The organism is Streptantibioticus parmotrematis, assembly GCF_019890615.1.
GTDB lineage: Bacteria > Actinomycetota > Actinomycetes > Streptomycetales > Streptomycetaceae > Streptantibioticus_D > Streptantibioticus_D parmotrematis.
In genome coordinates, this window is record NZ_JAINVZ010000008.1 from 42,299 (window position 1) to 65,411 (window position 23,113).

At 72.1% G+C, this 23,113-nt stretch carries 17 protein-coding genes and 1 pseudogene; 13 read left to right on the forward strand and 5 right to left on the reverse strand.

Annotated features, from left to right (window positions below; all coding sequences use genetic code 11):
* Positions 1-213: 213 nt before the first annotated feature.
* Positions 214-963 (forward strand): GntR family transcriptional regulator, encoded by a 750-nt coding sequence (locus tag K7472_RS14045; protein ID WP_308013907.1) that lies wholly within the window; start codon positions 214-216, stop codon positions 961-963.
* A gap of 321 nt (positions 964-1,284) precedes the next feature.
* Here the strand turns inward: K7472_RS14045 and K7472_RS14050 are convergent, their stop codons facing one another.
* Positions 1,285-2,070: a VOC family protein gene (locus K7472_RS14050; RefSeq protein WP_222977749.1), complete on the reverse strand. Its 786-nt coding sequence runs from the start codon at positions 2,068-2,070 to the stop codon at positions 1,285-1,287.
* A 154-nt stretch (positions 2,071-2,224) separates the two neighbouring features.
* On the opposite strand from K7472_RS14050, the gene K7472_RS14055 reads away from it, so the two are divergent.
* The gene (locus tag K7472_RS14055) at positions 2,225-3,091 is read left to right on the forward strand and encodes an Fpg/Nei family DNA glycosylase (protein ID WP_222977751.1); all 867 of its coding nucleotides are present in this window, start codon (positions 2,225-2,227) and stop codon (positions 3,089-3,091) included.
* A gap of 290 nt (positions 3,092-3,381) precedes the next feature.
* Entirely contained in the window at positions 3,382-5,439 is a 2,058-nt protein-coding gene (locus tag K7472_RS14060) for a phosphocholine-specific phospholipase C (protein ID WP_222977754.1), read from the forward strand.
* A gap of 27 nt (positions 5,440-5,466) precedes the next feature.
* Here the strand turns inward: K7472_RS14060 and K7472_RS14065 are convergent, their stop codons facing one another.
* Entirely contained in the window at positions 5,467-6,048 is a 582-nt protein-coding gene (locus K7472_RS14065; RefSeq protein ID WP_252395587.1) for an Rv1733c family protein, read from the reverse strand.
* Between the two features lie 313 nt (positions 6,049-6,361).
* On the opposite strand from K7472_RS14065, the gene K7472_RS14070 reads away from it, so the two are divergent.
* From K7472_RS14070 to K7472_RS32650, 4 genes and pseudogenes are all read left to right on the forward strand, one after another.
* Positions 6,362-7,417 (forward strand): zinc-dependent alcohol dehydrogenase family protein, encoded by a 1,056-nt coding sequence (locus tag K7472_RS14070; protein ID WP_222977756.1) that lies wholly within the window; start codon positions 6,362-6,364, stop codon positions 7,415-7,417.
* A 321-nt stretch (positions 7,418-7,738) separates the two neighbouring features.
* Entirely contained in the window at positions 7,739-10,825 is a 3,087-nt protein-coding gene (locus tag K7472_RS14075; RefSeq protein WP_222977759.1) for a SpoIIE family protein phosphatase, read from the forward strand.
* 144 nt (positions 10,826-10,969) lie between these two features.
* A pseudogene (locus tag K7472_RS32645) lies at positions 10,970-12,382 on the forward strand (alkaline phosphatase family protein); the annotation flags it as partial.
* Between the two features lie 351 nt (positions 12,383-12,733).
* Positions 12,734-13,486, forward strand: coding sequence for a cytochrome D1 domain-containing protein (locus K7472_RS32650; RefSeq protein ID WP_308013921.1), 753 nt, complete (start codon positions 12,734-12,736; stop codon positions 13,484-13,486).
* Between the two features lie 105 nt (positions 13,487-13,591).
* Here K7472_RS32650 and K7472_RS14085 read toward each other — a convergent pair whose 3' ends face one another.
* The 3 genes from K7472_RS14085 to K7472_RS33700 form a co-directional block, all read right to left on the reverse strand.
* Positions 13,592-14,584: a C1 family peptidase gene (locus K7472_RS14085; protein ID WP_308013908.1), complete on the reverse strand. Its 993-nt coding sequence runs from the start codon at positions 14,582-14,584 to the stop codon at positions 13,592-13,594.
* A gap of 465 nt (positions 14,585-15,049) precedes the next feature.
* Positions 15,050-15,553 (reverse strand): DinB family protein, encoded by a 504-nt coding sequence (locus K7472_RS14090; protein ID WP_222977762.1) that lies wholly within the window; start codon positions 15,551-15,553, stop codon positions 15,050-15,052.
* A gap of 37 nt (positions 15,554-15,590) precedes the next feature.
* Positions 15,591-16,463 carry a glycoside hydrolase family 25 protein gene (locus tag K7472_RS33700; RefSeq protein ID WP_222977764.1) on the reverse strand — a complete coding sequence of 291 codons (873 nt, stop codon included), beginning with the start codon at positions 16,461-16,463 and terminating at the stop codon, positions 15,591-15,593.
* A 342-nt stretch (positions 16,464-16,805) separates the two neighbouring features.
* On the opposite strand from K7472_RS33700, the gene K7472_RS14100 reads away from it, so the two are divergent.
* The 6 genes from K7472_RS14100 to K7472_RS14125 all read left to right on the forward strand — a co-directional run bounded on the left by K7472_RS14100 (position 16,806) and on the right by K7472_RS14125 (position 23,107).
* Complete coding sequence (locus K7472_RS14100) at positions 16,806-18,053, forward strand: ROK family protein (protein ID WP_222977766.1); 1,248 nt, start codon at positions 16,806-16,808, stop codon at positions 18,051-18,053.
* A 398-nt stretch (positions 18,054-18,451) separates the two neighbouring features.
* The gene (locus tag K7472_RS14105) at positions 18,452-19,033 is read left to right on the forward strand and encodes a flavin reductase family protein (RefSeq protein ID WP_252395588.1); all 582 of its coding nucleotides are present in this window, start codon (positions 18,452-18,454) and stop codon (positions 19,031-19,033) included.
* Positions 19,030-20,070 carry an ABC transporter substrate-binding protein gene (locus K7472_RS14110; protein ID WP_222977768.1) on the forward strand — a complete coding sequence of 347 codons (1,041 nt, stop codon included), beginning with the start codon at positions 19,030-19,032 and terminating at the stop codon, positions 20,068-20,070. The genes K7472_RS14105 and K7472_RS14110 overlap by 4 nt, the downstream gene beginning before the upstream one ends.
* 7 nt (positions 20,071-20,077) lie before the next feature.
* Positions 20,078-20,872, forward strand: a complete 795-nt coding sequence (locus K7472_RS14115; protein WP_222977770.1) for an ABC transporter permease — start codon at positions 20,078-20,080, stop codon at positions 20,870-20,872.
* Positions 20,848-21,750, forward strand: a complete 903-nt coding sequence (locus tag K7472_RS14120; RefSeq protein WP_222977771.1) for an ABC transporter ATP-binding protein — start codon at positions 20,848-20,850, stop codon at positions 21,748-21,750. Before K7472_RS14115 ends, K7472_RS14120 begins: the two co-directional genes overlap by 25 nt.
* On the forward strand, positions 21,734-23,107 hold the full coding sequence (locus K7472_RS14125; protein WP_222977772.1) for an LLM class flavin-dependent oxidoreductase: 1,374 nt from the start codon (positions 21,734-21,736) through the stop codon (positions 23,105-23,107). The genes K7472_RS14120 and K7472_RS14125 overlap by 17 nt, the downstream gene beginning before the upstream one ends.
* Positions 23,108-23,113: the final 6 nt, after the last annotated feature.

Sequence of the window (23,113 nt, forward strand, 5' to 3'; positions counted from 1 at the left end):
TTCCCAAGGTTGGCTGTACAACTCCAACTTCGGCTGGTGACAAGTACGGACGACGTGGGTGACGAATAGGTGAACGATGGGCCGAGAAACGACAACGGAGGCGGGAACAAGGCCGATCGCCCGGATTTTGCTTCCCCGTCGATGCCCTACGCTCGCGTTCGCGCTGATAGGAGTACGCATTACGGACACCGCAGACGGCTGACAGGAGCGAACGTGGCGGACGCACGGCAGGCCATGTACCGGCAGGTGGCTGCCGACCTCAGGCACGCCATCACGGACGGTGCCTACGGGTCGGGCGGCAGGCTGCCGGCCGAGAGCGCGCTCGCCGAGGCGTACGGGGTCTCCCGCGGCACCATCCGCCAGGCGCTGTCGGTCCTGCGCGCCGACGGCCTGGTCACCTCCCGGCGCGGCACCCGCCGGGTGGTCCTGGGCACCGCCCGGGTGCCCACCTTTCGCGAGTCGCTGAGCTTCACCCGCTGGGCGCGCTCGATCGGCGAGGAGCCCGGCGGGCGGGTGGTCGACATCGCGCGCGTCCCGGCCGACGAGGTCGAACGCGAGCAACTGCGCCTGGAGGCGGGCGACCACGTCTACCGGGTGCTGCGGGTGCGCACGTTGTCCGCGGTCCCGGTGATGGTCGAACGCACCGTCTACCCCGAGCGGGTCGGCGAGATCGTGGCGGCCTGCGACCCGGCGGCCGTCTCGCACACGGTGCCGATGGAGGAGCGCGGGGTGGTGATCACCGACGCCCACCACACCATCGACGTGACCGGCGCCGACGAGGACGACTCCCGGCTGCTCGGCTGCCGGGTCGGCGACGCGCTGCTACGGGAGCGCCGACGCAGCACGGACCCGGCCGGGTCCCCGGTGGAGTGGGCCGAGGACCGCTATCTGCCGGGCACCATCGCCTTCGCCGTGCACAACTCGGCCGCTGCCAGCTCGCTTTCGCGGCGCCCCGCCCTCTGACCCACGGCGTCCGCCGCCCGGCCTCATGGGGTCCGCCACCCGGCGGCGGTCACGGAGCGTCACGGAAAGTTGTCTGGCCAACCGGCCCGCCGTCGGGCTCGGCCGGGACGTCCGCCGGTGCGGCGCGGGGGCCGGCCCACTCGTCGGCGCGGCGCCGACGCCGGACCAACCTGCCACGGACGACGGTGAGTTGACCGAACCTTGGTGTCGAAGCCCCTTGACGCCCGCCATTGGTCCAGGCCAATTTATGGGTGTCGCCTGTGCCGGGGCGGTGTGCGTCGCCACCCGCCCCGGCATGGGTCCCTTTCAGGGCCGGGCCCGTCAGGCGGACGGCGGCGTGGCGATGACCGCGAAGACGGCGCCCTGCGGGTCGGTCACCACGGCCATCCGGCCGGCCATCATGTCGAACGGCGGTTGCAGCACCGTGCCGCCCGCCCGCACCAGCGCGTCCACCGTGGAGTCGGTGTCGTCCACCGAGAAGTAGGTCAGCCAGTGCGGCGGCGTGCCCGCCGGTACCGCCTCGCCCAGCGCCTGCATGCCGCCCACCGAGCGCCCGCCCACGTTGAGCGCGAAGTACCCGGGCGCGTCCTTGAACGGGGCGGCCGTGACACCCAGCGCGTTGGGCAGGAACGCGGCGGCCGCGGCGGTGTCGGTGGTGTTCAGCTCGTTCCACACCACCGTGCTCGGCTCGTTGACGACTCCGGCGCCTATGAAGCCCAGCTGCTGCCAGATGCCGACGACCGCGCCGGTGGGATCGCTGATGACCGCCATCTTGCCGATCCCGGTCATCTCGTGCGGCCCGGTCAGTACCGTGCCGCCGTTGTCGGTGACCGCGCGCACCGTCGCGTCGGCGTCCTCGGTGGCCAGGTAGGTGGTCCACACGGTGGGCGGCGCGGGCATGTCGTCCATGGGCTGCGCCTTGCCGATACCGGCCACCGGCTTGTCGTGCAGGGTGCACACCGAATAGCCGCCCATCTCCGGCGATCCCACCTCCCCCGCCCAGCCGAACAGGTCCCGGTAGAAGTCCAGCGCGGCCTGCTGATCGGGCACCATCAGGTCCACCCAGCAGGGTGTTCCGGGGGCGTAAGGGGCTGTGACCTCGGGCATGACTCGCCTCCATGGCGAAGGTCCGCCGCGCATCCGCGGGCGGACGGGCGTGGTCGGCTACCGCCTCCCACCCTCCCGGACCCGGCCCGTCCCCGCCACTCGGGAGGCGGCCGCGGCGCGGGCGGCCGACGGGCCGCTGCGGCACACTGGTCGCATGCCGGAACTCCCGGAGGTCGAGAGCCTGAGCGCGTTCCTCGCGGAACGGCTGACCGGGCACGCCGTGGCGAAGGTGCTGCCTGTCGCCTTCCACGTGCTCAAGACCTACGACCCGCCGCCGACCGCGCTCGAAGGGCTGACCGTCACCGGGGTGACCCGGCACGGCAAGTTCGTCGACATCGACGTCGACGGGATCCATCTGGTCTTCCACCTCGCCCGGGCCGGCTGGCTGCGCTGGCACGACACCGTTCCCGAGGCCCCACCGCGCCCGGGCAAGGGGCCGCTGGCGCTGCGGGTGCGGCTCGCCGACCCGCCGGGAGGCGGCTTCGACCTGACCGAGGCCGGCACCCAGAAGCGGCTCGCCGTCTACTGCGTCACCGACCCCGAGCAGGTTTCCGGCATCGCCCGGCTCGGCCCCGACCCGCTCGGCCCGGAATTCACCCGGGACGCCTTCGCGGCGCTGCTGTCCGGTGAACGCCGCCAGATCAAGGGCGTGCTGCGCGACCAGAGCGTCATCGCGGGCGTCGGCAACGCCTACTCCGACGAGGTGCTGCACGTCGCGCGGATGTCACCGTTCAAACTCGCCGCCTCGCTGAGCGAAGCCGAGGTGACCGAGCTGTACGAGGCACTGGGCACCACGTTGCGCGACGCGGTCGAGCGCTCCCGCGGGGTCGCCGCGGCGGGGCTCAAGGCGGAGAAGCGGACCGGGATGCGGGTGCACGGCCGTACCGGCCTGCCGTGCCCGGTCTGCGGTGACACCGTGCGCGAGGTGTCGTACCGCGACTCGTCGCTCCAGTACTGCCCGACCTGCCAGACCGGCGGCAAGCCACTGGCGGACCGCCGCATGTCGCGCCTGCTGAAGTAGTCACGCGCCGCGCCAACTCCCGTCTCTGGTAAGGAGATCGGGGCTTCGCCCTGCCCGGAAGTCGGGCCTCCGTGTGCGTCGTGGACCTCGCGCACCGAACCTTCACCGCGGTCGCACATCGTCCGGTTCACCACATGGGTAAGGGTCGTTCGGTTCCCGGTCGCCCGTTGTTCGCCGCCCGCAGGTGTGGAGTTGGCCTGCGGGCGAAACCCTGCCCTCGTTTGTCGCGCCGACCGGGCGCCACCCCCACTCATCTGGGCATTCCGCCCGAATCAGAAGGAACTGATCGCATGTCAGGTATAAGCCGGAGAGGTTTCGTGGCGCTGTCCGCGGGCGCCGCCGCCGGAACCGTCATGGCCTCCGCGGGCCGTGCCGCCGCCGCGCAGCCCGCGGTCGCGGCCGCCGCGAACACCACGGGCACGATCAAGGACGTCCGGCACGTCGTGGTCCTCATGCAGGAGAACCGCAGCTTCGACCACTACTTCGGGTCGCTGAAGGGAGTGCGCGGCTTCGGCGACCGGGCCACCATCACGCTCTCCGGCGGCGCCTCGGTCTTCAACCAGCCCAACGGCTCGGGACGGCAGTACCCCTGGCAGCTCAGCGCCAACAACTCGGTCGTCGTCTCGCCGGAGACCCTCGCCCAGTGCGACGGCTCGCTCGACCACGGCTGGGCCACCCAGCACTCGGCGTGGAACGGCGGCAAGATGGACGACTGGATCTCCGCCAAGGGATCCAACCGCACGATGGGATTCCTCAACCGCAGCGACATCCCGTTCCACTACGCGCTCGCCGACGCCTACACCGTCTGCGACGCGTACCACTGCTCGATCATCAGCGCCACCGGCCCCAACCGCACCTACCTGTGGGGCGGCATGATCGACCCGGGCGGCACCGCGGGCGGCCCGGCCTACGACGGCGGCGACGAGTCCGGGCTGACCTGGCAGACCTACGCCGAGGCGCTGCAGAACGCAGGAGTGAGCTGGAAGGTCTACCAGAACGCCTCGGACAACTTCGGCGACAACGGCCTGGCGTACTTCACCCAGTTCGCCAACGCCAAGTCCGGCAACCCGCTGTACGACCGCGGCATGGCGTCGGTGCCCGCCACCACCGGCTCGACCCCGGACGACATCGCCGCCGCCATCAAGGCCGACGCGCTCGCCGGCACCCTGCCGCAGGTCTCCTGGGTCGTGGCCAACCAGGCGTTCTCCGAGCACCCCGACGCGCCCCCCGGTGACGGCGCGCACTTCGTCAACCTGGTGCTCCAGGCGCTCGCCGCCGACGCGGACACCTTCAATTCCACCGTGGTCTTCCTGAACTACGACGAGAACGACGGCTTCTTCGACCACGTGCCGCCGCCCGTCCCGCCGTCCGGCACCGCCGACGAGTCCTACGACAGCCAGCCGATCGGCCTGGGCTTCCGAGTGCCGATGGTGGTCATCTCGCCGTGGAGCCGCGGCGGCTGGGTCGACTCCCAGGTCTCCGACCACACCTCGGTCATCCAGTTCATCGAGAAGTGGACCGCCGCGATCGGCACCCCGGCGGTGTGCAACAGCATCAGCGCCTGGCGCCGCAAGGTCTGCTCCGACCTGACCGGCGCGTTCGACTTCACCTCGCCCGTCAACGGGTTGCCCTCGCTGCCGTCCACCAGCACGGTGATCGGCCAGTCGCTGTGCAACGTCATGGTCAACCCGTCGCCCACCACCAACGCGCTGCCCACGCAGGAGCCCGGCACCAAGCCCGCCCGCGCCCTGCCGTACCAACCCAACGGCCACGTGGACCGACTCGAGTTCGACAGCGGTGGCAAGACGCTGATCTGGATCGACATGGCCAACCAGGGCGCACCGGCGACCAAGGCGGCCCACTTCGCGATCTACGCCAACGCCTACCGCAGCGGCGGCCCCTGGCAGTACACGGTGGACGCGGGCGGCACCGCCAGCGACTTCTTCAACATCGGCACGGGCTACGGCAACGGCGCCTACGACCTGACGCTCGTCGGGCCCAACCGCTTCCTGCGGCGCTTCGCCGGCAACTCCACCACGCCCGGCAGCAACGTCGAGGTCACCCCGACCTACGCCAACGCGCCCAACACCGGCAAGCAGGCGCTGTGGCTCGCGATGGCGAACACCGGCTCCACCACGGCCACGTTCACCGTCACCTCGGCCAACTACCGCTCCGACGGCCCCTGGACGTACAAGGTCCCGGCGGGCGAGACGGTGTCCGACTACTTCAACGCGGTCGCGTACACAGGCGGCTGGTACGACTTCACCGTGACCGTCGACATCGACCCGGCCTGGTCGAGGCGGCTCACCGGCCACATCGAGACCGGCTCGGCCAGCGTCACCGGCTGACGTGTGAGACGTCGGGAGCGCGAGTGGTCAGGCGCGGTGACCGCTGCTCCACTGCGGGCCCACCTTGGCCCACTCGCGCTCCCACTGCGACGCCCTGTGGCGGTCCAGCTGCGCCCGTACCGAGCGCTGACCGGCCAGCGTCAGCAGGCAGAAGCCGCCCGCCGCGCCCGCACCGATCAGGTCGGCCTGCACGGCGGTCTGCGAAGGGCTCAGCGGAGCGTCGGTGAGGCGGCCGTGGGCGTCGAGCCAGACCGGGGTGGTGGTCCCGGACCTGGCGCCGGGCGTGACCGGCACGCTCCCGGTGTGCCCGGACCCGTCCGGACCGGTCCACCGGGCGGGGGCCTGCACCACGGCCGTGTTGGTGCCGCTGTCGCTGCCGGTCGACACCGCGGAGGGCGCGTTCGCGACGAGGACGGCGGAAGCCGCGTGGCGGCCTGCGTTCTGCGCGTCCAGGGACGCCCGCATGCTGTCGGACGCCGCCCATCCGGCCATCGGCGCACCGAGGACCATCACGACGCCCACCGCCAGGCCGACCCAGGCTTCCATCACATCGGAGCGGCGCCTGAGCGGGTTGCGTCGCCACCGCCACATCCTCACGGTCGCGCACATCGTCACATCTCCGCTTTCATTATGGCCCCGTTGGGCGAAACGGCCCACAGGAAGGGCATGAGGTCTCACAGGAAGGGCGTGAGACCCCGCGAGAAGGGCGTGAGGTCCCACAGGCGGACCGGGCTGTCGCCGGGAAGAATGGGACGCCCGCCAGGGGAACGCGTGAAGGCGGCCCGGGGGCACGCGCCGCGGGACGCCCGTCACGTCACGGAACGCGTCCGCGCGACCCCGGTGCGGGGCCATCGGAAGGCGAGGGCGATCGGAAGGCGGGGCGATCGGAAGGCGGGGCGATCGGAAGGCGAGGCGAGCGCTCATGACGCAGGCCGCGAAGGTGAACGGCCGGCTTCCCGGCACGCTGCGCGGCTGGGCGGTGGACCGCCCGGGCCCGATCGCGCGGGCGGCGCCCGGCGCGGGGCCGCTGGTCCGGGTGGAGCGGCCGATGCCGGTGCCGGGTCCCGGGCAGGTGCTGGTGGAGACGGAGGCGTGCGGCGTCTGCCGCACCGATCTGCATCTGGCGGAGGGCGACCTGCCGCCGCACCGCGAGGCGACGATCCCAGGGCACGAGATCGTCGGCCGGGTGGTCGCGGCGGGACCGGGTGCCACGCGGTTCGCTCTCGGGGAGCGGATCGGCGTGGCCTGGCTGCGCGGCACCTGCGGGGTCTGCCGCTACTGCCGGGCGGGCCGGGAGAACCTCTGCCCGTCCTCCGTCTACACCGGCTGGGACGCGGACGGCGGCTTCGCCGATCACGCCGTCGTGCCCGAGGACTACGCGTACCGCCTGCCGGGCGACGCGGACCCCGCCCACCTGGCCCCACTGCTGTGCGCCGGGATCATCGGCTACCGGGCCTTGCGGCGCAGCGCGCTCCCGCGCGGCGGACGACTCGGGATCTACGGCTTCGGCGCCTCCGCCCATCTGGCGGCGCAGGTCGCCCTGGCCGAGGGTGCCACCGTGCACGTACTGACCCGGTCCGCCGAGGCCCGCGCCCTCGCCCTGGAACTCGGCGCGGCGTCCGCCGCGGGCGCCTACGACCGGCCGCCTGAGCCACTGGACTCGGCGATCCTGTTCGCGCCGGTCGGCGACCTGGTCCCGGTCGCCCTGGAGGCGCTGGACCGCTCGGGCACGCTGGCGGTCGCCGGCATCCACCTGAGCGACATCCCCGCGCTCGACTACCGGCGCCACCTGTTCCAGGAGCGCGACCTGCGCAGCGTCACGTCCAACACCCGGACCGACGGCGAGGAGTTCCTGGCCCTGGCCGCCCGCATCGGCCTGCGCGTCACGGTCACCCCGTACCCCCTGAACGAGGCAGACCAGGCCCTCACCGACCTGTCGGCCGACCACGTCAACGGCGCGGCCGTCCTGATCCCGTGACCCGGGCGGTCCCGCGCGTGCGGGCCGACGGTGTCCTGCCGCCCGGCCGTCCCGCTCGGGCGGAGCCGGAGGGACACCGGTCCCGGTTTGTAACAGCTTTTGTGGAACAGCTCCGGCATCGGCGCCACTGATCGCGCGGCAACCGTGTGATCAAGGCTGTCTCTTGCGCCGTTCCGGTCGACGCAGGGGCGGATAGGCAGCATGCTGACTTCGTCCATCTGCGCTCGCCGTACGTCAGGTGTCGTTGCACCCTGGAGATGCGGGTGGTGGGCATGGTTACGGGTTGGAGCGGGACGACGACGTCTGGGTGGTTTCCTGGTCATGCACCGATACGAGTCGGACCCCGCCGAGGAATCCCGGCCGGGCCGGGGGGCGGCGGGGGCCGGGGCCGTGCGGCCCGAGGGGCATCGACTGGTGCGGCTGGCCACCGTCCTGCTGGACGGCGAGGGACGCATCCTGCACTGGAGCGACGACGCCTGCGCCCTGCTCGGCTACTCCGCCGAGGAGGCACTCGGCAACTTCGTCGGCGGCCTGCTGCTCGGTGACGACCGGCGCCCCGAGGCGCTGGAACTGCTCGACCAGGTCATCGCCGGGGACCCCTGGAGCGGCACCTTCCCCATCCGGCACCGCGACGGGCACCTCGTCGACCTGGAGTTCCGCACCTACCCCATCGCCGCCCCCGGCGACCTGCGCTTCGTGCTGGTCACCTCCTCCGAGGTGCGCGCGCTGCGCCAGGTCGAGGAGGACCTCGCCGTCCTCAACGGCTTCTTCGACCAGTCGCCCATCGGCCTCGCGGTCTACGACGAGGAACTGCGCTTCGTCCGCATCAACCCGGCCCTCGCCCACATCAACGGCATCGACGAGAACCAGCACCTCGGCCGGCGGCTCACCTCCGTCCTGCCCGGTATCAACGCCGAGGAGATCGAGGCCGTCATGCGCCAGGTGCTGGCCACCGGCGAGTCGGTCGTCGACGCCCGCTCGCACGGCCGCACCCCCGGCGCCCCGGAGGAGGACCGCGCCTGGTCGGCGTCGTACTTCCGGCTGGAGGCGCCGTCGGGCAAGGTGCTGGGCGTCAGCTCCTCGGTCATCGACGTCACCCAGCGCTTCCGCGCCGAGGAGCAGGCCGCCAGAGCCCAGGAACGGCTGTCGCTGCTGGCCGAGGCGGGCGCCCGGATCGGCACCACGCTGGACCTGCGCACCACCGTGCGCGAGCTGGCCGACGCGATGGTGCCCAGGCTCGCCGACGTGTGCGGGGTGCACGTGCTGGAGCGCCTGGTCAGCGGCCAGGACCCGAAGCCGGACGACCCCGAGAGCGTGCTGGTGCGCAGGCTCGCGCTGAGGTCCGCGCACCCCGACTTCCCCGCCGACGACCTGCCCATCGAGGCGGTCTACCGCATCCCGCCCGACTCGCCGTACGCGCGGGCCATGGCGACCCGCCGCACCGTGACCGTCCCCGGGTCCGAGCTGCCGCTGCTGACCCACACCGGGGGCGAGCGGGTGCGTTCCTACATGAACGGCAGCTCGCAGCCGCTGCGCGTCACCCCGATCGTGGCGCGCTCCACCGTGCTGGGCGTCGTCGTCTACTCGCGCTACATGGACCGCAACCCCTTCGACGACCAGGACAGCACGTTCGGCGAGGAGTTGGTGGCCCGGGCCGCGGTCTCCATCGACAACGCGCGGCTGTACCTGCGCGAGCACGCCAACCTGATGGAGCGTCAGGCAGCGTTGCGGGAGGCCAACGCGGCACGTGAGCAGCTCGCGTTGATCAACGAGGCCACCAGCCGGATCGGCAGCACCCTCGACGTGCAGCGCACCGCCGAGGAACTGATCGAGGTCGTCGTGCCGAGGTTCGCCGACTTCGCCACCGTCGACCTGCTGGAGTCGGTGATGCGCGGCGACGAGCCGTACGCGCTCAACTCCGACGAGCCGGTGACACTGCGTGCGGTGGCGATAGGGGGTGACGTGCCGGAGCTGGCGGGTGCCGTGGACTCGGTCGGGGAGAGCTCCCGCTACGACGGCGCGCGGATCTACGCCAAGTCCCTGCGCAGCGGTGAGCCGATCCTGGTGCCGGAGGTGGACGAGGAAGCCCTCGCCATGATCGTCAGCTCGCAGGACCGGGTGGAGCCGGGGCTGACCGCGGGCATCCACTCCTACCTCATGGTGCCGGTGCTGGCGCGCGGCGCGGTGCTGGGCGGCGCGGAGTTCATCCGCATCCGCGGCTCCGAGCCCTACACCACCGCCGACGTGGCGATCGCGGAGGAACTGGTCGCCAGGGCGGCGGTGTGCATCGACAACGCCCGGCTCTACGGCCGCGAGCGCGGCACCGCGCTGACCCTGCAACGCAGCCTGCTGCCGCAGGAGATCCACCACACCCTGGGCATGGAGATCGCCTACCGCTACCTGCCCAGCAGTGTGGTGAGCGAGGTCGGCGGCGACTGGTTCGACGTGGTGCCGCTGTCCTGCGGCCGGGTCGCCCTGGTGGTCGGCGACGTCATGGGGCACGGTGTGCAGGCGGCTGCCACCATGGGCCAACTACGTACCGTGGCACGGACGTTGGCAACCTTGGAGATGCTGCCCGACCAGGTGCTCAGCAGACTGGACGAGACCGCGTCGGGCCTGGGGGAGGGGCAGTTCGCCACGTGTGTCTGCGCGGTCTACGACCCCGTCGACCGCAGTTGCACCATCGCCTGCGCGGGCCACCTGCCGCCGGTGGTGGTGGGAGCGGACGGCAGCACCCGGCCGGTGGACCTGCCGCCCGGGGTGCCGCTGGGCGTGGGGGGAGTGCCGTTCGAGAGCGTGGAGATCACCGTGCCGGAGGGCGGCATGCTCGCGCTCTACACCGACGGCCTGATCGAGCGGCGCGGCCAGGACATCGACGAGGGCCTGGAACTGCTGTGCCGGACCCTGTCGGACCGCGGGCGCGGCCTGGAGGAGACCTGCGACGCGGTGCTGGACGCGCTGGTCACCGACGGCGCCGAGGACGACATCGCCGTGATCATGGCACAGGTCCTGCCGGTCCCGGAGAACAAGATCGCCACCCTGCCGCTCACCGGTGACGTCACCCTCGCAGGCCAGGCCCGCCGCTTCACCCGCGGCACGCTGGAGGGATGGGGCCTGCTGTCACTCGCCGACATCGCCGAACTGCTGGTGAGCGAACTGGTCACCAACGCGTTGCGCCACGCGGGACCCCCTCGCCAGCTGCGGCTGTTCCGGGACCGCACGCTCACCGTCGAGGTGGCGGACGCGGGGCGCCAGATCCCCACGCTGCGGCCGATCGACGAGGACCTGGAGAGCGGGCGCGGGATGTACCTGGTGAACGAACTGGCGCACCGCTGGGGGAGCCGGACGACCCGGCACGGCAAGGTCGTCTGGTTCGAACTGGAACTGCCCCTCGGCATGGCTCCCTGAGCGGACCGTCAGGCCACCACCCCGAACAAGTCACCCTGGCCGGTTTCTGAAACACCGTCATGCCACGTCATGCCCTCTTGTGCGGACGGGGTCATGTGGTGTGTGCTGGCCCGCGTTCGGCGATCTTCGGCGCAGGGGTGATCAATGGCAGGGATGTCCCGTCGACGGCTGCTCGGTTCGGCACTGGGGATCGGCGGGGCCACCGCCGCCGCCTCCCTCCTGCCGCCCAATCTCCAGCAGGCGATGGCCGAATCGGCACGCCACCCGGGTGGCTCGCTCGACGAGATCGAGCACGTGGTGATCCTCATGCAGGAGAACCGTTCCTTCGACCACTACTTCGGCACGATGCCCGGAGTCCGCGGCTTCGACGACCCGAACGCCACCACCCTGTCCACCGGGCGCTCGGTCTTCTACCAGCCCGACCCGGAGAACCCGGACGGCTACCTGCTCCCGTTCCACCTGGACACCAAGTCCTCCAGCGCGCAGGCCATCCCGTCCACCAGCCACGCCTGGTCCGTGCAGCATTCGGCCTGGAACAACGGCGCGATGGACAACTGGGTGCCCGCGCACCGCAAGGCGGACGGCGAGGCGAACGGCCCGTACACGATGGGCTACTACAAGCGCGACGACATCCCGTTCCACTTCGCGCTCGCCGAGTCCTTCACCCTCTGCGACGCCTACCACTGCTCGATGCTCGGCCCCACCTGGCCCAACCGGCTCTACCACTGGACCGGCACCGTCGACCCGAACGGCCTGGCCGGCGGCCCGGTCATCTCCAACGTCATCCCGAAGCCGTTCCGCTGGACCACCTACCCGGAGCGGCTCGCCAAGGCCGGTGTCTCCTGGCACGTCTACCAGGAGGAGGACGACTACGGCTGCAACCCGCTGGAGTTCTTCCAGTCCTACCAGGACGCCAAGCCGGGCGATCCGCTCTACGAGCACGGCCTGACCATCGGCCCCACCGACCAGTTCGCCCGCGACGCGCTCGCCGGGCGGCTTCCCACGGTCTCGTGGATCATCCCGACCGCCGCGCAGTGCGAGCACCCGGACTACCTTCCGGCCTCCGGCGCCGACTTCGTCGCCCGGCAGCTGGACGCGGTGGCGGCCAACCGTGACCTGTGGCGCAAGACCGTCTTCATCCTCAACTACGACGAGAACGACGGCCTGTTCGACCATGTCGTCCCGCCGACGCCACCGGCCGGAACCGCCGACGAGTTCATCGACGGGGTGCCGATCGGCGCCGGGATCCGGGTGCCGTGCGTGATCGTCTCGCCATGGACGCTGGGCGGCTACGTGTGCAGCGAGCCGTTCGACCACACCTCGGTGCTGCGCTTCCTGGAACGGATCACCGGGGTGCGCGAGACCAACATCAGCGAGTGGCGGCGCCGCACCTTCGGCGACCTGACCTCCGCACTCGGCCTGCCCAGCGGCCGGTCCTTCCCCCAACTGCCGCCCACCAAGGACGGGTTGTGGCAGGCGGAGAAGGAGATCGCGACGCTGCCTCCGGCTCCGGTCCCCGGCGCCGACCAGACGCCTCCGCACCAGGAGGCGCACCGCGGCAAGACCGCGACCGCGCCCACCGCCACGGCGTCCGGCGCGCCCACGATCGGCGCCCGGCCGTACTCCCTGAGCCGTGCGCAGGAGAACGCCACCACGCACCGCGCCGACTTCTCCTCGGAGGCGGGCGGCGCGGGCCCGGCCGGAAGCACCAAGGGCACCGACTTCCCCGGCATCCAGGAGTCCGTGCCGCAGACCGGCCCCACCACCGGCACCCACGCCTACGCCACCGGCCTGGTCAGCTACAGCATCGCGGTCATCGACACCGCCACCCACGCCCTGGCCGCCAGCATCCCGGCCGGCACCAACCCCTCCGGCATCGCGGCGGCCAACGGCACCGGCAAGATCTACGTGGCCAACTCCGGTGCCGGTGACGTCTCCGTGCTCGACACCACCCAGGGCAAGATCGTCTCCAGCGTCACCGTGGGTCTCTACCCGCACGGCGTGGCCTCCTCGCCGGACGGCGGCCACGTCTACGTGGCCAACACCGGCCCCGACACCGGGGCGGGCGGCTCCACCACCCTGTCGGTGATCGACACCGGCACCGACAAGGTCTCCGCGACCTGGCGGACCGGTCTCGCGCCGCACTCCGTCGCGCCCAGCCCCGACGGCCGCATCCTCTACGTCACCTGCTACGACGGGCTGAGCGTGCTGGACGCCGAGTCCGGGCGGACCCGGGCGAGGCTCACGGACCAGGCCGAGGCGAACGGTGTCGCCGTCCACCCGGACGGCAAGCGGGTCCTCGTGGTCAACACCTGGCAGAACGCCCTGTCGGTGATCGACACCCGCACGCTGCGGGTCACCGGGCAGGTGCGCGTCGGCCGCACGCCCTGGCAGGTCGCCATCAGCCCGGACGGCTCACGCGCCTACGTCAGCGGGGCGAACGACGACACAGTGAGCGTGATCGACACCGCGTCGCTGAAGGTCCTCGCCACCGTACGCGTCAACCACGTGCCCACCGGTATCACCGCCACCGCGGACACCGTGTGGGTGTGCACCAACGCGGGAAGCACCGTGGACGCCATCGACACGGCCACCCTCACGGTGGTGGGAAGCGTCCCGCTAGGCCTGTCCACCGCCCCCAGCGGCGTGATCGTCGTCTGAGGCAGCGTCAACTCCCTTGATGAGAAAGGGCCGACGCGGCGCACTCCGCCGCGTCGGCCCTTCCCCCTTCGGCCCGGCCGGTCACCTCAACCGGCGGGGCGGCCCTCAGTCCTGGACCAGCTTGCCGATGGCGTTGGCCTCGTCGACCTGGTTGGCCAGGTAGCTCCACGACAGGTTGATGTAACCGTGGTCGCCCCAGCCGGTGCCCCAGGAGTTCTCCACCCGGACGCCCTTGCTGGTGTAGCCGACGACGGTGATCTCGTGGCCGCCCGCGTAACCGGAGCCGGTGTTCGGGTAGTACGCGTACGACGCGGCCTGCTGCGGGGTGAGCGAGAAGAAGTCGTTGTAGACCGGGATGGATATCGCCACCGGCTCACCGGCCGCCACCGCCGCCTCGACGTCCGCCTTGATGCGGCTGCCGGTGTGCAGCGGGGTGTAGCCCGACAGCTTCCAGCTGGCGGCGTTGGCCCGCTCGGCGGAGGTCGGCAGGTCGGTGTAGTCGTAGTTGCCCTGCCGGTAGTCCGACTGCGCGTCGACGCCCTGCGACATCGCTATCCGCAGGTTGTCCTCCGGGGTGGTGCCCACGTTGCGGCCCTGGACTATCTGCGAGTAGGTGTACATCGGCGCCTGCGGACCGCCGGCGATGCCCTGCTCGTGTTCCAGGACGCTGTACGCGGAGTAGTCCACGGCCCACGCCACGCAGGAGCCGACCTGGCCCTGGTTGCCGGGCGTCGCCGCGTACTTGGCGAGACTGAAACTGGCCGGGACCGCCTGGCTCTTCTTCTTTGCCTTCTTGTCCTTGGACTTGGAGCCGACCGCCTGCGGGGCCAGGCTCTCCACTCTGGGCTCGGCGGCCGACCGCAGCGCCGAGGCGCGGGTGGCGTCCTTGTCGGGGAGGGCGCCGAGCCCGAACGGGTGGTGGGCGGTGGTGGCCGGTCCCGAGGCGGGCGTGCCCGCCGGGGTCTGCCCGGGCCGGACGGTGCTCGCCGACGACACCCCCACGGCCACCACCGCGATCGCGCCGGCCGTGACGAGACCGATGGCCATCCGCGTGCGGCCGTTGACGGTCTTCCACTTGTGCGCGGGACGACGGCTCACTGGGGTTCTCCTTGTGCGTGGGGGAGTCGCCGTCCGCCGGCGCGCGATTTCGGCGCGGGACGGACGGCGACGGTGGGGGGATATCCGCGGTCCGAACCACCATGGGAATTAAGGCGGTTCAGGCTCGCCGGTGAACCGGGCTCGCGGTGTAAGCCCGATTCGGTGCGAGGAAGCTAGCCGGTGATTCCGCGAGAGATCAACCCGGAACGATCGTCAAGTGATCGTGGTCACAAGGGGATTGGGAAATGAGAAGGCGGGAAAGCCCTTTCCTGGCGCCGTTTTGGAGCTGTCCGGAGCCGTTCAGTTCCGCTCGGTGCCGAAAACCGGAAAAGGAACGGGATATTCCTGTGCCGAAGGTGCGGGCGATATTAGGGGAACCTCAAGAGAGGCTGCGCGGAACACGAGAAACGGCGGGTGTCCGGGCCGATTGCCCGAATACCCGCCGAATCGTTCGGCGCGGAGCGGCTACGCTTCCCGCCGGTGGTCGCCCGTCGCCCCGTCGATCAGCTCGCGCACGATGTCCATGTGCCCGGCGTGCCGCGCGGTCTCCTCGATCATGTGGACCAGGACCCAGCGCAGCGAAACCGTCTCGCCGCGCCACGAGGTGCCCGTGGCGTCCAGGTCCAGTCCGGCGATCACCTCGTCGGCCGCCGCGCGGGCGCGACCGTAGAACGCGAGCACGTCCTCGGGGCTCTCGTGCGGCTCCACCCTCAGGTCCGCGTTCTCGTCGTCGTCATCGAACGGCAGCGGCTCGGTCTCCCGGCCGAACGGCAGGCAGAACCAGCCGTACTCGACGGCGGCCAGGTGCTTGACCAGGCCGAGCAGGCTGGTGCCCGAGTCCGTCACGGGCTCGCGCAGCCGTTCGCCGTCCAGGCCCTCCGTCTTCCACACCACCGCCTCGCGGTGCCGGTCGAGGCTCGCCCGCAGGATGTCCTTCTCGCCGCCGGTCTTCGTCGTCTCCCGTGTCATGCGCGGAACGTACCAACGGCCACTGACAAGGAGCGGGTCACCAGATCTCGATCGCGTAGGACACGCCCGTGCCGGTGGTCTGGAGGCTGACCTTCTCGTCCTCGTCGGTCAGGTCCACGTCCACGGTGCCGGACGCCGCGGTGACCGTGTGGGTGGACACCCGCCAGTCCGAGCCGTCGTGCGCCGCGACGCGGACACTGGCGCTCGCCGAGCGGTCGCCGACCACGTCGAGGCCGAGGTGCAGCCGCCGGTTCGGCAGCGCCGACCACGCGGTCCCGTGCGGTACCAGGACCACCGTCGGCTGGTCGCCGGGGGCGACGGTTCCCGTGATCCACTGTGCCATGTCGTCCTCCGGTTCCGGTCCCGATCCGGCGGCCCACGCGCGCAGGGCCGTCGTGCTGGCGAAGTTCGCGACGTCGCGGTCGACGCCGCCGCTGCTGGAGTACTGGTGGAAGGTCCAGGGGTGCTGGACGCGCGGGGAGCCCGCCGTGGTGATGTCGGCGATCCACAGGCCGTCAGCCACGTACGAGGTGGTGTCCCGGTCCAGCCAGAAGTCGCGGTTGCAGTACAGCACCACGCGGTGCTGTGGTCGCAGCCGTTTCACCTCGCGCAGGAACGCGTCCTTGTCGGCGCAACTGACCCCGGTGTCCTCCCAGTCGGCGGCCAGCACGTCCCCCTGCACGCTCACGCACCGCTCGACGAAGTAGGACGCCTGGGCCGTCATGCTCCCCGGGCGCAGGAAGTGGTAGAAGCCGACCACCAGTCCGGCGGCCCGCCCGTGCGAGGCCTGGGCGGACTGCTCGGGGTTGACGTAGTCCGTGCTCTCGGTCGCCTTGACGAAGACGAACCCGAGCCCCGAGGTGGAGTAGTCGGACGACTGGTAGGAGCTGACGTCTATACCGTGCAGCACGGGACGCCTCCGATCGTTGTGCCTCGCACCCAGTCTTCCCGTAAAACCAAGGGAGTTAACGGACGGTCGCGAACCGTGACACTCCGCGCCCGGGGGCGGCGCCGTCCCCGCGCTCCGCCGCGCCGTCCCCGCGTCGCCGTCGCGCCGCGGCAGGGCCCGTCACCGGGGCGGCTGTTAGCATCGCCGCATGGTCCACCACTCCGCCGGTCTCATCTCGCGCCGGTACGTGGACCTGCACTACCAGGCCACCGCCATCTGTCCTCGGTACGTGTGACGCGTGCCCGGCACCGCCGGGCGTCCCCCTCACCCAGGACCACGTCCCGGATCTCCCGGAAGGCAGCCATGGACGGACTGGTGGCGTCCGCACGCCGCACCCCCCCGATCCGACGGGCCGACATCCCGCCCGCCGTCACCCCGCGCCGGGCCGCCTCCAGCGCCGGCACCGTCCTGCGCGCGGTGCTCGACCACGGGCCGGTGGCACGCAGCACCGTGGCCCGGCTGACCGGGCTCTCCCCGGCCACGGTCACCGGCCTGACCGGCGGGCTGCTCGCGGCCGGCCTGCTGCGCGAGGCGCCCGAGGCCGCCGGGCCCAAGGGGGTCGGGCGCCCGCACGTGCCGCTGGACGTCGACACCTCCCGCCACGTGGTCTGCGCCGCGCACATCGCCGTACTCCACTCCACCGTCGCCCTGCTCGACCTGCGCGGCCGGGTCGTCGCGCAGGACCGGCGGCCGCACACCGGCACCGCCCCGGACGACGTACTGGACGGTCTCGCGCGCGGGCTGCCCGGACTGCTGGCCCGACACGGCGACGGGCGCGCCCCGTTGGGCCTCGGCGTCGCGACCGGGGGCTGGGTGGACCGCGGTGGTGGCGTCGTCGTGCGGCACCCGCTGCTCGGCTGGGCGGACGTGCCGGTACGGGAACGCCTCGCGGCGGCGACCGGACTGCCGGTGCGGGTGGACGCGCACGCGCGGGCACTGGCCCGGGCCGAGCAACTGTTCGGCGCGGCCCGTTCCCGCGCGCGCGACAGCGTGGTCCAGCTGTTCGTCGGCAACGTGGTGGACGCGGCGTTCGCCACCGCGGGGACCATGCAGCACGGCCCGAGGTCGGCGGCGGGCGCGGTGGCGCACCTGCCGGTGGACGCCGCGGCCGACAGGCCCTGCTCGTGCGGCGCCTCGGGCTGCCTCCAGGCGGCGGTCTCGGAGCACACGATGGCCCGCCGCGCGGTCGAGCGGGGGGTGGTCGCCCGCCCGGTCTTCGCCGACCTGCTGGCCGCCGCCGAGGCGGGCGATGCGGGCGCGGTCGGACTGCTGCGCGAGCGCGCCCGGTTGGTGGGCCGGGCCGCCGCGCTCCTGCTCGACCTGCTCAACCCCGAGGTGCTGGTGGTGGTCGAGCCGGGCGTGAGCCGGATACCGCTGTGCCTGGACGACCTGCGCGAGGTGGTCCGGGAACGCTCCTCGGTCCGCGACGACCCGGATCGCGCGATCGTGCCCACCAGCTTCCCCCGCGAGGTGCTGGCGACCGCGGGCGGAGCGGTCCTGCTGGACGCGCTCTACACCGATCCGCTGGCGCAGGTGACGGCACCGAGTTAATTCAGTGAGTTGCATGGTTGACGGCGGTCGGCGCGGCTCGCGAGGATGGCGTCATGACCAGGCCACGGAACGGAATCGAGCGCACGCGCGCCAAGGCGTGTCGCTGTCCGCGTTCCTGAGTCGTCCCGCCCGCCCGGCGCACCCCGCCGGGACGTGAGCCGCTTCGTACCGAAAGCCCGCGGGAACAGGGCGCGTTGAACGCGGCCCGGACGGGCCGTTCGACCTCCCCGCGCTCACGGCGTCCGCCGCGCGCGACGTCCTTTCGACGCGTACGAGCGGCGCTGCGGGCGCCCTTTCCGCACCGCCGTGCCGCTTTCCCTGTCGTCGCCCTTTCACCGCCCCTTTCGCCGCCTTCTCGCCGCCGCGCTCCTTTCGCGCGCCCGAATCCGGGAGAGACCTTGACCACGATCACCTCCGTCAGCCCCTTCGGCCCCAGCACGGCCGGCGCGGTCGGCCCGTACAGCCCGCCCGCCGGGCCCCCGGGCGTCAGCGCCGACGGATTCCGGCGGGCCTTCCGCGGGCACCCCGCAGGCGTCGTCGTGATCACCGCGGACGCCGGACGTGGGCCGGTGGGGTTCACCGCGACCTCGCTCACCTCCCTCTCCCTCGACCCGCCGCTGGTCTCCTTCGGCATCGGCACGTCCACCTCCAGCTGGCCGCACCTGAAGGTCGCCGAGACCGCGGTGGTGAACTTCCTCGGCGCCGGACAGGAGGCGCTGGCACGGCGGTTCGCGACCAGCGGCGCCGACCGCTTCGCCGAGCCCACCCGCTGGCACCGCCTGCCGCACGGCGAACCCGCGCTGGACGACGTGTCCGCCGCGCTGCGCGTGCGGATCGAGAGCCTGGTCGCGGCGGGCGACCACCGCATCGTGGTGGCCCGGGTCGAGGACGCCTGGTCCGACGGGCGGGGCGGATCGCTGGTCTACCACGACGGCGCCTACCACCCGTTGACCGCCTCGGCCCCGCGGGACCACCGATGAGCACCGCCACGCCCCGCAGATCCTTCCTCGCCCTCACCGGCGCCGCCGCGCTGACGCTGGCCGGCTGCGCCCGGCAGGGCGTGGGGGCCGCCGCCGCGCCGACCGGGGCGCTGCCCACCACCGCGCCGCCGCCCGGTACCCGGCTGAGCATCGCCATCCACACCACGCAGATCCAGCTGGAGGCCTCGGGCCGCATCCACGACCTGCCGTTCACCGTCTCCCAGTGGCCCAACCTGACCGCCGGGCCCGACGTGATCCAGGGATTCCGCGCCAAGTCCGTCGACCTGGCCAACAACGCGGGCATCCCGCCGATCCAGGCGAACGCCATCGGCCTGGACACCAGGATCGTCGCCGTCCGGCTGAGCGAGACGCCCCTCTACGTCTTCGCCACGGCCCCCGGCTCCGCCGTGCGCGACGCGGCGGACTTCCGCGGCAAGCGCATCGCGTTCTCCCAGGGCCAGGCCCAAGGCGTCGTCGTACTGCGGGCGTTGAAGGAGGCGGGCATCTCCACCGAGGACGTCCACCTCGTCCCGCTGCCCAGCACGCAGTTCCTGACGGCACTTCAGGCCAGGCAGGTCGACGTCGCGCCGCTCGCCGAGCCCACGCTCACCAAATACCTGACGCAGTATCGAAAAGACGGCGCACGTGGCATCCACACCGACGTGGTCGACCTGCTGAGCATCCTGTGGGCACCCACCGAGGTCCTGCGCGACGAGGCGAGGACCGCGGCGATCCGCTCCTTCATCCCCTTCTGGGCGCAGGGCCAGGTGTGGGCCTACGAGAACCCGGCACGCTGGATCGAGGCGTACTACGTCAAGGACCAGGGCGTCACCCGCGCGGACGGGCAGCGCATCGTGGCCTCGCTGGGCAAGCCCTGCTTCCCCACCAGGTGGGACACGGCCATCGCCTGGGAGCAGCAGACCAGTGAACTGCTGACGGCCGGCGGCTTCGATCCCGCGGTGAAGGCGGCCGACCTGTTCGACCGCCGCTTCGAGGGCATCGCCGCCGCGTCCGTGCCCAGCGCCTACCGGAAGTGAGGCGACGATGAGTCAGGCCATCGCCCGGCGCCGCCTCGGCCCCGGACGCTCGTATCCCTACGGCCGGATCGCCGGGCCGTTGCTGCTGCTCGCGGTGTGGAGCGCGGCGGCCTACGGCGGACTGCTCGACCCACGCGTCCTGTCCTCGCCCGGCAAGGTGCTGTCCACCGCGGCCGACCTGATCGCGCAGGGCAGGCTCCAGACGAACCTGCTCATCTCGTTGCGCCGCGCCCTGCTGGGGCTGCTGTTCGGCGTCGGCGCGGGCACCGGGCTGGCCGTCGCGGCCGGCCTGAGCCGACTGGGCGAGTCGTTGATCGACGGCACGATGCAGGTCAAGCGGGCGATCCCGGCGCTGGCCCTGCTCCCGCTGCTCATCCTCTGGCTGGGCATCGGCGAGGAGATGAAGGTCGTCGTCATCGCGCTCGGCGTGGCGGTCAGCGTCTACGTCAACACCTACGCGGCGCTCACCGGCATCGACAGCCGATACGTGGAACTGGCCGAGGTCGTCGGCCTGAGCCGGGCGGCCTTCCTGCGCAAGGTCGTCGTCCCGGGCGCGCTGCCGGGGTTCTTCATCGGACTGCGGCTCGGCGTCACGGCGTCCTGGCTGGCACTGATCGTGGTCGAGCAGATCAACGCCACCAGCGGCATCGGCTACATGATGTTCCAGGCCCAGCAGTACGCGCAGTCCGACGTCATCGTCGTGGGCCTGCTGGTCTACGGGATCTTCGGCTTCGCCTCGGACGCGCTGGTGCGCGCGGTGGAAAGGAGGGTCCTGTCATGGCGACGGACACTCGCGAACTGAGCGTCGAACCGGGGGAGCCGACCACGATCACGGGCGGGCCGACCCCGATCGCGGGCGGGCCGAGTCAGGACGCGGGCAGGCCGAGCCCGGACGCCGCCTCCGGTGGGGCGCGGCCGCACGGCGGACCCGTCGTGCGTGCCTCCCGGCTGGTGCGCCGCTTCGGCGGCCGTACCGTCCTCGACCGGCTCGAACTGTCCATCGCGGCAGGCGAGTTCGTCGCACTGCTGGGGCGCAGCGGATCAGGCAAGAGCACCCTGCTGCGGGCCGTCGCCGGGCTCGACCACGAGGTGGCGGGATCCGGTGAACTGCGGGTGCCCGAGCGGGTCTCACTGGCCTTCCAGGACTCGCGTCTGCTGCCCTGGCTGCGGCTGCTGGACAACGTGGTGCTCGGTCTGAAGAGGCCGGGGGCGGCGGCCCGGGGGCGCAAGGCGCTGGACGAAGTGGGCCTGGCCGGGCGCGAGAGGGCCTGGCCGCACGAGCTGTCCGGCGGCGAGCAGCAACGCGCCGCGCTCGCCCGCTCGCTGGTCCGTGAGCCCGAACTGCTGTTGGCCGACGAGCCGTTCGGCGCGCTGGACGCGCTGACCCGGATCCGGATGCACGACCTGTTGCGCGAGCTGTACGCCCGGCACCGCCCCGCCGTGCTGCTGGTCACCCATGACGTGGACGAGGCGGTGGAACTCGCCGACCGCGTCCTGGTGCTGGAGGACGGCCGCGTCGCCCGCGACGTCGCCGTCGACCTGCCCGCCCCCAGGACCCCGCGCGATCCGCGCTTCCAGGAGTACCGCGAACTGCTGCTCGCCGCACTCGGCGTGAGCCCGCGGCCCGCGCTCCCTTCCGTACGCACCGCCGAGGAGACCACCGATGACCCGGCCCAGTGACCGCCGTCCCCTGCACCTGAACGCGTTCCTGATGAGCGTCGGCCACCACGAGGCCGCCTGGCGGCTGCCGGAGAGCGACCCGTACGCCGCCACCGATGTGGAGCACTACCGCAGGCTCGCCGCGATCGCCGAACGCGGCAAGCTCGACTCGCTCTTCCTGGCCGACAGCCCGGTGCAGTTCGGCAACCCCGGCAGGCGGCCCGCCGGGCGGCTCGAACCCATCGTGCTGCTGACCGCGCTGGCGGCGGCCACCCGCCACATCGGGCTCATCGCCACCGCCTCGACCAGCTACTACGAGCCCTACAACCTGGCCCGGCTGTTCGCCTCGCTCGACCACGTCTCCGGCGGCCGGGCGGGCTGGAACATCGTGACCACCGCCGGCGCCGACGCGGCGCGCAACTTCGGCCTGGACGACACCCCGCCGCACCGCGAACGCTACGAGCGCGCGGGGGAGTTCGTCGAGGTTGCCACGAAGTTGTGGGACAGCTGGGCCGACGACGCGATCGTGGCCGACAAGGAACGCGGGGTGCACGCCGAGGCCGACCGGGTGCGCGCACCCCGGCACCGGGGCACCTACTTCCGGGTGGACGGCCCGCTCAACGTGCCACGCTCGCCGCAGGCGTACCCGCTGCTGGTGCAGGCCGGGTCGAGCGAGGACGGCAAGGACTTCGCCGCCCGGTACGCCGAGGCGGTCTTCACCGCGCAGCAGACCCTGGAGGAGGCCAAGGCCTTCTACACCGACCTCAAGCGCCGCGTCACCGCCGCGGGCCGGGACGCCGACGCGGTGAAGATCCTGCCGGGCATCGTGCCGGTCATCGGCGACACCGAGGCGCATGCGCTGGAGCTGGAAGCGGAGCTGGACCGGCTGATCCTGCCCGAGTACGCCAAGCGCCAGCTCGCGGAACGCCTCCGGATCGACCCGGACGAGCTGGACCTCGACGCCGAGTTGCCGGACGACATTCCCACCGAGGACGAGATCGAGGGTGCCAAGAGCCGCTACACGCTCATCGTGGACCTGGCCCGCCGCGAGCACTTGACGGTACGTCAGCTCATCGGGCGGCTCGGTGGCGGGCGCGGTCACCGCACGTTCGCCGGGACCGCGACGCAGGTCGCCGACACCCTTCAGCAGTGGTTCACCGCGGGCGCGGCGGACGGGTTCAACGTGATGCCCGCCGTGCTGCCGTCGGGGCTGGAGGCGTTCGTGGACAAGGTGGTGCCGATCCTCCAGGAACGCGGGCTGTTCCGTACCGAGTACACCGGCCGTACCCTGCGCGAGCACTACGGCCTGCCCCGCCCGGCCGACCGGCTCGCCGAACACGTCCGGGAACCGGGAGAGTTGGCGTCGGCCCAGGTGTGACGACCC